We start from the raw sequence: 12,785 nt of genomic DNA, 5'->3' as shown, positions 1-12,785 counted from the left end.
CCTCCGCAAGCTCCGGGGCTACTCAGGGAGCAGAGAGTGCGAGCCCTCCGCAAGCTCCGGGGCTACTCAGGGAGCAGAGAGTAAGAGCCCTTCGTAAGCTGCCGGGGCTACTCAGGGAGCAGAGAGTGCGAGCCCTCCGCAAGCTCCGGGGCTACTCAGGGAGCAGAGAGTGCGAGCCCTCCGCAAGCTCCGGGGCTACTCAGGGAGCAGAGAGTAAGAGCCCTCCGCAAGCTCCGGGGCTACTCAGGAAGCGGGGTCAATCCCGGTCGGGTGACTCCAGGTCGCGCTCCTCCATGAGGCCGTCGCGGGCGCGCTGTTCCTGGTAGGCGAGGCGTCCGATCCGGTGTGCGACCACCGGTGCGGTGATCAGGGCGAAGAGCCCCGCCAGGATGAGCATGCCGCTGTCGACGTTGTCGCCGAGGCGGACCACCGCGCCGATCAGGATGCACAGCAGTCCGAAGGTCTGCGGCTTGGTGGCAGCGTGCATGCGGCTCAGCGTGTCCGGGAACCGCACCAGGCCGATGGCGGCGGTGACGGCCATGAGGCAGCCGGTGAGGATCAGCGTCCCGCTGATGATGTCCACAATCATTTCTGCACCGTCATGTCTGGTCATCTCGCACTCGGAAACGGGCGATCGCCACCGATCCCACGAAGCTCAGCAGCGACAACGCGACGATGGCCGGCACGACCGTCGAATCGAGGCTGTAGGCCGCCCACACACCGAGACCGCACATGCACAGCGCGATGAGAACGTCGAGCGAGACCAGACGGTCCAGCGTCGACGGTCCGCGCAGGATGGCGATCATCGTCAGGATGGCGGCGACGAGAAGCATCGTCGCCGCGATCGTCCACACGACGCTCATGACTCACCTCGATCCGGGCGGGAGGTCTCCGTCGTCGCGGTCGGGATGTCCGCCGACTGCGCGCCGGCGACCGGTTGGATGGGCCGCACGTGATGGAAGTCCTCGTCGATGCCGTGGTATGGGCTGGGATGCCATTCGCTGTCGCGCTCGAAGGCCTTGATGAACATGCGCTCGACGTAGGCGACCTGGTCGTAGAACGCGCGCACCTTCTTCTCCGACCGGACGTCGAAGACGTGGACGTACAGCATGCGACGGCGGTGGTCGATCTCGAGCACCATCGTGCCGGGCACGAGGTTCAGGTAGTCGACGGCGAGGGTGAGGACCATGTCGGACTTGATCGCGACCCGAACACGCACCACGGCGCCGAGCGGCGGCCGGCCGGGGCGGATGGCCATCCAGCCGATCTGCAGGCTGGACACGAAGAAGTCGGCGACGAGCCGTACGACGAGTTGGGCCACCGACAGCGGGTGGATGCGACCCTCGACGGGGACACGCGGCAGCGGCAGCACGGTGAGCACGGCGACCGCGAGGACCACACCGCCGATGACGTTGGCCCAGGAGACGGTGCCCCACAACAACACCCAGACGAAGGTCAGCCAGGCGATGGTCCACAGCCGGACGCCGACCTCACGGCTGTCGCTGCCGAGCCACTTGGGTATGCGTGTGTGATTGCGCAGCCACACCAGCGCACTGACGAAGTGCCAGAAGATGAAGAGCAGGGACACCCGCCAGGTGTTGATCACCAGCGACAGCACGGGTCCCTTGGTGGACACCACCGGCGCGCGTCGTCTGGGTGCCGTGGTCCGGGCACTCTGTTCGTGTTTCCCGGTGGGTTGTTCTCCGGAAGTCACCGTGATTCACCTCCGCCCAATACGGCCTCGACGTACACGCCGCGGTGGACGACGTCGGTCGCGGCACTGTCGGTGAAGTCGAAGATCGGCCCGGCCCACACGGTGAGCACCAGACCGGCGACGACCATCGCGAACGTGGGGAGGACCATCATCGCCGGCATGCGGCCGACGTCCTCGCGTTCGGAGAAGGCGCCGTCGTCGCGTTCGTCGATGAGTGCGGACGGTCCCTGGTCGGCGAGTTCGCCCTCGGGGGCGTCGGCACGCGGCCGCCAGAAGCCCTTGGTCCAGATGCGGGCCACCACGTACAGCGTGAGAAGGCTGGTGACGACCGAGCCGGCCACCAGAATCCAGGCCAGCACCGAACCGTTCTGCGCGCCGGCCTCGAGGAGCGCGACCTTGCCGATGAAGCCGGAGAACGGCGGGATGCCGCCCAGGTTGAGCGCCGGGACGAGGAACAGTATGGCGAGGACGGGGCTGGCGATCAGGCCGCCGAGGCGGCGCAGCGACGCCGATCCCGCCTGGCGTTCGATGAGCCCCACCACCAGGAACAACGTGGTCTGGACGAGGATGTGGTGGGCGACGTAGTAGATCGCCGCCGACATCCCCAATTCCGACGACAGGGCGATGCCGAAGACCATGTAACCGATGTGGCTGACGAGGGTGAACGACAGCAGACGTTTGATGTCGGACTGGGCGATCGCACCGAAGATGCCCACGATCATCGTCAGCAGACCCGCGACCATCAGCACCGTGTCCATCGACCCGCCGGGGAACAGCAGCGTGTGGGCACGGACGATCGCGTACACACCGACCTTGGTGAGCAGGCCCGCGAACACGGCGGTGACCGGGGCGGGTGCGGTCGGGTAGGAGTCGGGCAGCCACGTCGACAGCGGGAAGACCGCGGCCTTGATGCCGAATGCCACGAGCAGGACGGCGTAGAGCGCGTTGCGGGTGCCACTGGAGACGTCGTCGAGGCGGACCGCCATCTCTGCGAGGTTCAGCGTGCCCGTGGTGGCGTAGGCGAAAGCGATGCCGGCCAGGAAGATCAGCGACGACACCATCGACACCATCACGTACGACGCGCCGGCGCGGACGCGTTCCTCGCTGGCGCCCAGCGTGAGCAGCACGAAGCTCGCGGTGAGGAGCACCTCGAAGGAGACGTACAGGTTGAACAGGTCGCCGGCCAGGAAGGCGTTGCAGACACCCGCGGTGAGGATGAGGTAGGTCGGCAGGAAGATCGACGTCGGCTGCTGGGCTGTGCCGTCACGGATACCCTGACCGATGGCGTACACGATGACGCAGAGCAGCACGATCGTCGAGACGACCAGCATCAGGGCGGCGAGTTGGTCGACGACCAGCGTGATGCCGAGAGGACCGTTCGGATAGCCCTTGTCACCCCACCCGCCGATGGCGACCGCGAAGGTGCCGTGCCGGTCGGTCAGGAAGAGCAGCAGACACGACGCGATGAAGGCCACGGAGATCGCGGCGATGGCGACCACGCGCTGGAACCGCGGGCTGCGGCCGAGCAGCAGCGACAGCGCGGCGGCGCCGAGGGGGACCAGCGTCGGCAGCGTGATCAGGACGGGAATCCAGGACGGCTGCGGAATCATCGGTCACCCCCTTCGGAATCGTGTTCGGCGTCGTCGGTGTCGACCTTCTCCCCGGAGGCCCCGATGACCTTCGGGTCGTCGGATTCGTCCTCGGGGATCTTGTCGCCCACGAGGTCGGGGTCGTCCTCGGTGTCGTCGGACCCGATCTCGTCGACGACGTCATCGGAGTCGGTCGGCATGATGTCGGTCTCGTGCAGTGCCGCATGCCGTTCGGCGACCTCCTCGGGGGAGAGGGGGTTGCCCGAGTCGTCGAAGTAGTCGCCGCTCGCGGTGTCGGACAGGGTGACCGGGTCGTCGCTGCGGTCGCGGTCGGGGGCCGTGTCCAGCGTGCCGGTCTTGATCTTGACGTCCTCGACGTCGTCCTCGAGGTCGTCGTCGTCGCGGTTGATCACGAACAGCCGGTAGACCAGGGCGAGAACGAAGGCCGCGACGCCCATGGTGATGACGATCGCGGTCAGGACCATTCCCTGGGCGAGCGGGTCGGCATCGGTGGCACGGTTCTCCGACGACCGGCCCAGGATCGGCGGATTCCCCATCCCGCCGGACACCACGATGATCAACAGGTTGAGTGAGTTGCCGGCCAGGAGCAGGCCGAACAGCATCCGGACCAGGCTGCGTTCCATCAACAGGTAGACGCCGCAGGCGGCCATGACCCCGACCACGAGGAGAAGTGGGAGGTTGGTGCTCATCGGGCCACCTCTTCCTCTCCCGTCGGAACGTTCTCGGCTGTCGGCTCGTCGGACTCGGCGGGGATCGCCGTCGGATCATCTCCCTGGGTGCGGACCGGAGTGCGCGCGATCGTCGTCTCGACGTCGAGGCGGGCTCCGAGGCTGCGCAGCACGTCGAGCACCAGGCCGATCACGATCAGGTAGATGCCGAGGTCGAAGAACAGAGCGGTGACCAGCTTGATCTCGCCGAGGACGGGGACGGTGATCTCGAAGACCGCCGACGACAGAGCAGGCGCCCCGAAGAACATCGAGGTGACCGCGGTGGCCGCGGAGATCGCCAGGCCCGCACCGAGGATGCGACCCGGTTCGATGGGCAGGGCCTCGCCCAGTTCGTAGCGGCCGCCCGCCAGGTAGCGCAGGACCAGCGCGAGACCCATGGTGAGACCGCCCGCGAAGCCGCCGCCCGGCGAGTTGTGACCGGCATAGAAGAAGTAGACCGACAGGACCACCATCGTCGGGAACAGCAGTCGGGTGGTGGCCTCGAGGACCATCGACCGATGGCGCGGATCGCGCAGACCAGAACCGAGCAGCCAGGTCGTGCGGTCCGGTGGGATCTGATCCTCGTCGTCATCGGGGTCGCTGCCGCTGATACCGGCCTGCAGCCGGGCGGCGTCTGCGACGCGTGGAGCCGCGCCGAAGCGTCGGTTGCGGAACACCATCGAGGCGACGCCGGTCGCGGCGGCGATCAGCACGGACACCTCGCCGAGCGTGTCCCAGGCGCGGATGTCGACCAGCAGGACGTTCACCGCGTTCGCGCCGTGGCCGTACTTGTAGGCGGCCTCGGGGAGGTCGACGTGCAGCGGTTCCGTCGAGCGTGCGGACGCCGCGTACAGGCCGATCACCACGAGCATGGCGCCGAAGGCGAGGCCGATCAGCGCGCGTAGGGGCTTGAAGCCGGTGGCGTGCCGCTTCTCGGGCTCGGCGGGCAGCTTGCGCAGGACGAGAACGAAGATGACCAGAGTCAGTGTCTCGACCAGGAACTGGGTGAGCGCGAGGTCGGGAGCACCGTAGAGGGCGAAGAGCATGCCGGAGCCGTAACCGGTGATACCGACGAGCAGTGTGGCGGCGAGGCGGTTGCGCAGGACGACCGCGGCGAGGGCCGCGGCGATCATGATGCCGCCGATGACGAACTGGGGCGCGGTGGCGTCGTAGTCGATCTGCAGCTGGTCGCGCGCGCCGACGAACAGCACGATCGTCGGCAGCAGGATCGCCGTGCAGAGGATGATGCCCTGGGTGATCGGCAGCGATCCGCGCTGGGTGTTGCGCGTGAGAAGCAACGAGATGGTGTCGGCCGACCGCAGCGCGGCGTCGTAGATGCGGTCGGCGTTGAGCACCGGCCGGAAGCCGAAGACGCGGTCGCGGATCCTGCGGATGCCGAGGAAGGCGATGGCACCGCCGACGATCACGATGATCGAGAAGATCACCGGGAGTCCGAACCCGTGCCACAGCGCGAGGTGTTCGAGCTCGTGCCCGTAGCCGTTCAGGGTTTCGGCGTAGGGCTCGAAGAGCGCGCCGATGGGGCCGCTGACGAATCCGGCGACCACGCCGGCGACCGCGAGGACGACTGGGGAGATGTAGAAGGCCCAGGCGGGGGCGTGCATCTTCGCCACGGCCGGGCTGGGGGTGTTGCGTACCTTGCGTCCGAACGCACCCCACAGGAAGCGGAGCGTGTACGCGCAGGTGAGGATCGATCCGACCAGCAGGACGATGTCGACGGTGTGGGCCTGCCAGGGGTCGAGGGCCCCGGTGTCCCAGACCGACGCGAAAGCGGTCTCCTTGCCGATGAACCCGAAGGTGAACGGGATACCGGCCATGCTCGCGCCGGCGAGCGCGGCGGTGGCGGCGAGTACCGGCAGGCGGTGTCCGAGACGGGCGAGTTTGCGGATGTCGCGGGTACCGGTCGCGTGGTCGATGATGCCGACGACCATGAACAGTGACGCCTTGAACATGGCGTGCGCGACGAGCATGGCGAGACCGGCCATGGCCACGTTCGCGTCGCCGATGCCGACGAGCACGGCCATGAATCCCAGCTGGGACACGGTGCCGAAGGCGAGGATGAGCTTCAGGTCGAGTTCACGCAGCGAACGCCAGCCGCCGAGGACCATCGTCAGCGCACCGAGGCCGACGACGGCGATCTGCCAGCTGGCGGTGGCGGAGAAGCCCGGGGCCAGGCGCGCGATCAGATAGATTCCGGCTTTCACCATCGCCGCGGCATGCAGGTAAGCGCTGACCGGGGTGGGTGCGGCCATGGCGCCCGGGAGCCAGAAGTGGAACGGGACGATGGCCGACTTGCTGAGCGCGCCGATGAGCAACAGAACGATCGCGATGTCGACGTAGACGCCGGTCGGCGGTGCCGAGACGATCTCGGAGAGCAGGTAGGTGCCGGACCGTTCTCCCAGCATGATGATGCCCACGAGCATGGCCAGCCCGCCGAAGGTGGTGACCAGCAGCGCCTGGGTGGCCGAGCGGCGGGCCGTCGCGCGAACGTTGTAGAAGCCGACGAGCATGAACGACAGGACGGTCGTGAGCTCCCAGAACACGTAGAGCACGAGCATGTTGTCGGAGATGACCAGGCCGAACATGGCGCCGGCGAAGGCGACCATCTCGCCGCCGAACAATGCGACGCGCGGGCGGGCGTCGTCGAAGTAGTGGGCGCAGTAGCAGAGCACGAGGGCGCCGACGCCGAGGATCAGGACCGACAGGATGGCTGTGAGCGTGTCGAACCGGGTGACGATGTCCATCTGCAGCGACGGAACCCAGCTCACCGTCTCGACGACGGCGCGGTCGGCCTCGGGGGCGGGCCAGTGGGAGATCACCCAGATCAGGGCGCCGAGAGGCGCGAGCGCGAGGATGTAGAAACCTCGGGTGCCGATCCAATGGATGACTGCGGGCGCAATCAGTGCGCACACTGCCAACGCAGCCAACACAGAAATCAAAAGGGCACTCCGTCTTTCTCCCGGCGGGGTGTCACGGGCGATCACCCGCGGGAACTACTTTACCGTTGCCCGTATGTTCCGGTTCGACTGGCTCTGGCGCCTACTTGTGGTATTCGCATCGATCGTCGTGGTCGGAGGCGTTCTGGCGGGGTGCGGCGACGAGGAACAGGCAGGTCCGGACGGTGTCCCGCTGCCCTCTGACTTCCCGGTCACACAGGTGCCGCTGATCGACGGCCATGTCCTGTCCGCGAGCGGCACCCGGGCCGACGGCTGGGAGGTCACCGTCCAGGGGCCGGCGAACGCCGGCAACCAGCTCGAGGCGGCGACGACGAAGCTGACCGACGCCGGGTACGTCGAATCTCATCGTTCCACCGAGGGCGGCCAGTCCGTCGCCGTGCTGTCCGCGAGCAAGGGCGGATCGACCTACTGGGTCCAGATCGGCGCCTCGCCACAGGCTGCCGGTGGCGGCGCATCGGTGTTCTATCTGGTCAACGCCGAATAGGTACTTGAATAGTTGACTGCACCAATCGACGTTGGCCCAAGATGGCCAGCGTCCCGGATTAAGGAGCTGGTGCATGTCGGAACTGCGAAGGCAATTGATGGAGGGCCAGGTCGACTGCGATCGGATCGGCGCGGTGTCCGCGGCTGAGACAAGGTTTCCGCCGTACGTCGTGGTGGACCATGCTGGTGCGGAGGTGGAGCCGATCACACAGTATTTGCGTGATCTGGCACTGAGTGATGTCAGCCCGTTGACCTGCCGGAGTTACGGCTACGACCTGTTGCGGTGGTTCCGGCTGCTGTGGATGCTCGACGTCGAGTGGGACCGAGCAACCGGGAGCGAGGTCGATGTTCTCGTCGGTTGGCTGAAGTCCGCGCCCAATCCTCAACGGCAACGGCTGCGACGCTCTGGATCGGTTCCCGGAACCGTCAACGCTCGAACTGGGAAACCAGTACTGGGGGAGGGCTATTCGCCCAGAACGATCAACCATGCGTTGAGCGTGGTCCACGGTTTCTATGCGTTCCATGCGCATTGTGGGCGTGGGCCAGTCGTCAATCCGGTGCCCTCGTCGCGGTCTCGTCGTTCGGCGCTCGCTCACCGCAGCCCGCTCGAGGTCACGCCGCAGATCAGGCGTGCCAGATTGCGGCAACGGGTCGTTCAGGCCCCGCCTCGTGCGATTCCGGACGCTTTGTGGGACGAGTTGGTTGCGGCGATGACGTGTGATCGCGATCGCGCACTCCTGTTGGCCTATGTCTCGAGCGGTGCCCGGGCTAGTGAACTTCTCGGCGTCGGAGTCGCCGATGTCGATTGGGCAGCTAGCCAGATGTATGTGACGTCCAAGGGGACACGGATCCGGCAGCCTGTTCCTGTCTCTGCGGAAGCGTTGCGCTACCTGGCCAAGTATCTGGACGCCGACGGGATCCCGGCTGCCGGCGAGCCATTGTGGCGGACCCGTCGAGGTGACAAGCGCGCACTGTCGTACTGGGCAATGCGGCGTGTACTACAGCGGGCCAACGACACGCTCGGCACCAACTGGACGCTGCACGACCTACGGCACACAGCCGCAACAAGAATGGCCAACGACCCGGGCCTGACTTTGACAGATGTGCAAGCAGTGCTGCGGCACGCCAGCATCGAGACCACCGGACGCTATACCGCCGTGAGGGTAGAGGACATCTTCGACAAACTGCAGGAGCACTACAATCGGCCCCGGCCAACGCCGGCGTACTCCGCGGGATACGCGGAAGAGGACATCAAGGCGGTGTTCGGTGGCTGAGAGCTACACCATGCGCAATCGGCGGTCTCCGTCGCTCCGGGTCGATGACGCAGACCGTGCGAGACGATCGCGCTTCGCCGTCGACACAACCTCCCCGAGCCCATCGACGCCGTCCGGTCCAGTGCTCCCATTCGGAGACCTCGCCCAGGCGTCGATCGAGGAACTCGTCGAGTTGGCCGGGTCTCCAACGTTCGGAGCGATGGGCAAATCGCTCGGTAAGCGTCGCCGAGGCACCAGGAGATTGCTGAACCACCTCTCCGAGTTCACCGGCGAGACCTGGCAACAACGATGGGAGGCCAGCGGGCTGGACGACCTCCCACGACCGGTCTCCGACCTCGCCGACACCAAGTACCACGGCTACGACATGACCTACGGACTCAAATCACTGCTGCTGATGCGAGTGATCAAGCCATCGCTGTCGGCATTCCGCGCCAACAAGTTCGTCGACTACGCCACGCTCTTTCGTCGATCACAGCAAGATCCGTTGCTGGACAAGTTCTTCGATCAGGCTCGACAGATACGGGCCGGTACCCGTCACCAGGACCGAGCGTTGTTCGACGTGTCCTGCGCACTGACCACCCAGGGCATCTCCCTGACGGATCTGACACCAGAAGGGCTGCTCCACTACGCGAACGAATGCCGTCGACATGACCTCGTCGTCGGCGCCCGCACCGGCAGCAACCGCTTCGCCGGCCTATTGGCCTGGGAGATCCTGCACCAGATGGGACACTTCCCGCCGGACACACCGCCCACGCTGCGGAGCTTCATCTACAAGGGGCAACGGACGCCGGAGCAGATGGTCGACCACTATGGTGTCCGTGACCCCGAGATACGGCAGCTGATTATCGACTACCTGCTGCGCCGGCAAAACGACACCGACTACAACACACGCGATGGTCTCGCCCGTGCGATCGCCGGACGCTTCTGGGCCACGATCGAACAACTAGCGCCAGGACACCGAAGCCTGACGATCCCACCCGAACTGTACGACCAGTGGCGAACCCACATCCGTCTGCGCCGCGATGGCACCCCTCGGGTCGATGGCGGTCAGAGTGTCCTGTTGCCGGTGCGCGCGTTCTACTTGGATATCCAGAGCTGGGCGATCGAGGAACCGGAACGTTGGGGGAGATGGGCGGCACCGTGCCCCATCCCACCGTCGGACCTCCGAGGAATGGGGGCGCAACGACGCCGAATCAAAGAACGCATGACCGACCGGACCCGCCAGCTCCAACCCTTGCTTCCAGCGCTCATCGCGCACGTCGACGATCGGTACGTCGACGTCCGCAAACTCTACGAGACCGCGCGGGATACCCCACTCGGCGCAGAGTTCACCCACGCGGGCCGGACGTACACCCGCCCGGACGAACGCCAAGACCGGCAGAGCAGGGACGACACGTTCCCGATCGTGCGCGGCCGCGACCACGCAACCGGGCGCATCCGCAAGATCCACGAAGAAGAGGAATCCGCCTTCTGGGACTGGGCGCACGTCGAGGTACTACGCCACACAGGAATCCGTGTCGAGGAACTGGTCGAGCTCGCACACACCAGCATCCGCCAATACCAACGCCCCAACGGTGAAGTCATCGCGCTGCTCGTCATCGCGCCATCCAAGACCGACCGGGAACGAGTCATCCCCATGTCCGCTGAGCTGTTCCACGTCATCGCGAGAGTCATCACTCGTCAGACCGCTCAGGGGCCGATCCCGTCGCTGCCGCGCTACGACGGACACGAGCGAGTCTGGACGCCGCCGATGCCGCACCTGTTCCAACGTCAGATCGGAGAAGTCCGCAGGGTAACCAGCCCGGCAACCGTCCTGAACAACATCAAGAAGCAGTGCCAACTCCTCGCCGAGACCAACCCGGCCTTCCAAGACCTTCACTTCACCCCCCACGACTTCAGACGCCTATTCATCACGGACCTCGTGAACAACGGCCTGCCGATCCACATCGGCGCGGCGCTACTCGGCCACCTCAACCTCCAAACCACACAGGGATACGTCGCAGTCTTCGAAGAACACGTGATCCAACACGTTCAACAGTTCCTGGACCGCCGACGAACCCTGCGCCCCCAGGAGGAATACCGCCCCACAACCGATGAGGAATGGGCGGAGTTCGAGGAGCATTTCGACAAACGCAAAGTCGAACTCGGATCATGCGGCCGCCCCTACGGAACCGGCTGTCAACACGAGCACGCGTGCCTGCGATGCAGCCAGCTCCACGTCAACCCGAAGATGGTCGGCCGCCTCGACGAACTCGAAGCCGACCTACTCGCCCGCAAACAACGCGCCGTCGACGAGCGCTGGCTGGGCGAAATCGAGGGGATCGATCGCACGCTGACGTGCCTACGCGGCAAGCGTGATGACGCCCGACGACTTGCGCACGACAGTCGCACTGTTGCTCTGAGTATCCCTACACGCCTTTCTGGATCGTGATGTTCGGCTGAGCTGAGCGTCGGAGCCACCGCCATCAATGCGTAGTGCCATCAAGACGGGAATCTGGGGCACCATGGCCGAATGCCGGATTCTCAGCGAACGGGCGCGTGCAACCGGTGACCTACTTACGTGGTCTGCGGCCTCGACCCGGCGGGACAGTGATATTCCAGGTTGCCCTCGGTGGGCATCACCTACGGCTGCGGGTTCGGTGGCATCTGAGCACCGAAGGTGATCTTCTTGGACATCCTTCTCGCACTCTGCGTGAGCCTGGTGCTCTGCTTTGTGAGCTACGTCCTCTACCACCTGGTGAGCGGCGGTCCGAAACGCCGGTGGGCAAACCTGCTGGCGCAGGGTGTCGTTAGATGGATGCTGCGCCACCGCAGATTGCGGTCCTGGTGCCGCTGTGAGTCATTGGTGGGCAGCGTCACCACGGCTGGGATTTCGATTCGCGTCAGGTAGTCGGTAGATACGGCCCGCCGGTATTGGATCGGGGCGGAATTGTGGCTTGCTCCGGGGCAATCTCGACCTCCGTTGTGTCGGGTTCGATGCGGGCAAGTTGACCGAGTCGGCTTTTGATTCGTTCGATGTCGACAGGGAGTTGCGCGCCGTCGGCGAGGGTGTCCAGTGGCGCAGTTGCTAGGAACACTGTGGGGACATCGCGGTCGTAGAGCACGTCGATGACGTTGGCGAAGCGTTGCGCCGGTTCGTGGCCTGCGGTTCGAAGATCCGGTACACCACTGATCACCCACTTCGTGAAGTCTCGCGCCATCGCGAGGTAATCGACTGGGGCAGTGGTCTTCTCGCACAGGTCGGCGAAGTCGATCCACATGCATCCGTTCGCGGCGCGGCGGACGTGAATGGAATGTCCGGCTGGCTTGAGTGTCTGGTGTTCGTCGGGAGTCGGCGGATGGAGGCCAAGGCGCTCCAGCTGTTCGGGTATGCCGGGGGTGACCCACGAACCGGCGGCGAACCCAGCCGCGTGGTCGGAGGTGGTTCGGTAGTCGACGGGGCCGTCGACTGTGACGACCGTTAGAGACCGTTCGATCAACTCGATCGTGGGCACGAAGTCGTTGTGGAACAGCGGGTTGGGCAGCAAGGATTGTGGAGGGTAGTTCGAGGTCAGAATGACCTGGATCTTCCGATCGAGAAGCGCGGGCATAAGGCGGGTGATGAAGATGCCATCCGCGGGGTCGTGAACGTGAAACTCGTCGAAGCACACCACATCCAGGTCACCGAGGAGGTCGTCGAGGGCTGCCGGAAGGTCGTTGTTGTTTCTTCGGATGGCCAGGTGCAGGTCGCGGAAGAATTCGTGGAAGTGAATTCGCAGCTTGCGCTTGGTCGGCAGCGCAGCGAAGTACGTTGCCATCAACCAGCTCTTTCCCCGCCCGACGGGGCCCCACAGATACAGGTTTCGATCCGCGGCCAGGAGTGCGTCGGCCGCCCGCCGTTGTGCATCGTCGAGGGTGAATCCGAGATCTTTTGCCGCTCTGTCGAATGTGGCGGGGTCAATGAGTCCGGTGCGGCTTGATCGTGAAGCTCGGCGTGTCCAGCACATGCCGAAACTCTAACATCGTAGAGGTTTGCGAAGATG

The 12,785-nt window shown here is 65.4% G+C and carries 10 protein-coding genes; 3 read left to right on the top strand and 7 right to left on the bottom strand.

What is annotated here, in order from left to right; translation table 11 throughout:
* Positions 1–256: 256 nt before the first annotated feature.
* The 6 genes from mnhG to LQD00_RS05810 are packed head-to-tail and all read right to left on the bottom strand — an operon-like array spanning position 257 to position 6,988.
* Positions 257–589, bottom strand: coding sequence for a monovalent cation/H(+) antiporter subunit G (gene mnhG, locus LQD00_RS05835; protein WP_006867329.1), 333 nt, complete (start codon positions 587–589; stop codon positions 257–259).
* A 10-nt stretch (positions 590–599) separates the two neighbouring features.
* A complete protein-coding gene (locus tag LQD00_RS05830) occupies positions 600–863 on the bottom strand; it encodes a monovalent cation/H+ antiporter complex subunit F (protein WP_232716062.1) in 264 nt (87 codons plus the stop codon).
* Positions 860–1,714: a Na+/H+ antiporter subunit E gene (locus tag LQD00_RS05825; RefSeq protein WP_232716061.1), complete on the bottom strand. Its 855-nt coding sequence runs from the start codon at positions 1,712–1,714 to the stop codon at positions 860–862. Before LQD00_RS05825 ends, LQD00_RS05830 begins: the two co-directional genes overlap by 4 nt.
* Complete coding sequence (locus LQD00_RS05820; protein ID WP_232716060.1) at positions 1,711–3,324, bottom strand: Na+/H+ antiporter subunit D; 1,614 nt, start codon at positions 3,322–3,324, stop codon at positions 1,711–1,713. The genes LQD00_RS05825 and LQD00_RS05820 overlap by 4 nt, the downstream gene beginning before the upstream one ends.
* Positions 3,321–4,013, bottom strand: coding sequence for a Na(+)/H(+) antiporter subunit C (locus tag LQD00_RS05815; protein WP_232716059.1), 693 nt, complete (start codon positions 4,011–4,013; stop codon positions 3,321–3,323). Before LQD00_RS05815 ends, LQD00_RS05820 begins: the two co-directional genes overlap by 4 nt.
* A complete protein-coding gene (locus tag LQD00_RS05810) occupies positions 4,010–6,988 on the bottom strand; it encodes a Na+/H+ antiporter subunit A (protein ID WP_232716058.1) in 2,979 nt (992 codons plus the stop codon). The genes LQD00_RS05815 and LQD00_RS05810 overlap by 4 nt, the downstream gene beginning before the upstream one ends.
* A 73-nt stretch (positions 6,989–7,061) precedes the next feature.
* Between LQD00_RS05810 and LQD00_RS05805 the strand changes: the two genes are divergently transcribed.
* The 3 genes from LQD00_RS05805 to LQD00_RS05795 all read left to right on the top strand — a co-directional run bounded on the left by LQD00_RS05805 (position 7,062) and on the right by LQD00_RS05795 (position 11,194).
* Positions 7,062–7,490 (top strand): hypothetical protein, encoded by a 429-nt coding sequence (locus LQD00_RS05805; protein ID WP_232716057.1) that lies wholly within the window; start codon positions 7,062–7,064, stop codon positions 7,488–7,490.
* Positions 7,491–7,563: 73 nt separating this feature from the next.
* Positions 7,564–8,763, top strand: a complete 1,200-nt coding sequence (locus LQD00_RS05800; protein WP_232716056.1) for a tyrosine-type recombinase/integrase — start codon at positions 7,564–7,566, stop codon at positions 8,761–8,763.
* Between the two features lie 364 nt (positions 8,764–9,127).
* Positions 9,128–11,194 (top strand): tyrosine-type recombinase/integrase, encoded by a 2,067-nt coding sequence (locus LQD00_RS05795; protein WP_232716055.1) that lies wholly within the window; start codon positions 9,128–9,130, stop codon positions 11,192–11,194.
* Positions 11,195–11,645: 451 nt separating this feature from the next.
* On the opposite strand, the gene zapE is transcribed toward LQD00_RS05795, so the two are convergent.
* Positions 11,646–12,749, bottom strand: a complete 1,104-nt coding sequence (gene zapE, locus LQD00_RS05790; RefSeq protein WP_269784672.1) for a cell division protein ZapE — start codon at positions 12,747–12,749, stop codon at positions 11,646–11,648.
* Between the last annotated feature and the right edge of the window lie 36 nt (positions 12,750–12,785).

The organism is Gordonia metallireducens (assembly GCF_021245825.1).
Classification (GTDB): Bacteria; Actinomycetota; Actinomycetes; order Mycobacteriales; family Mycobacteriaceae; genus Gordonia; species Gordonia namibiensis.
Note: the sequence above shows the minus strand (reverse complement) of the source record. Positions and strands in the feature narration are given on the sequence as shown.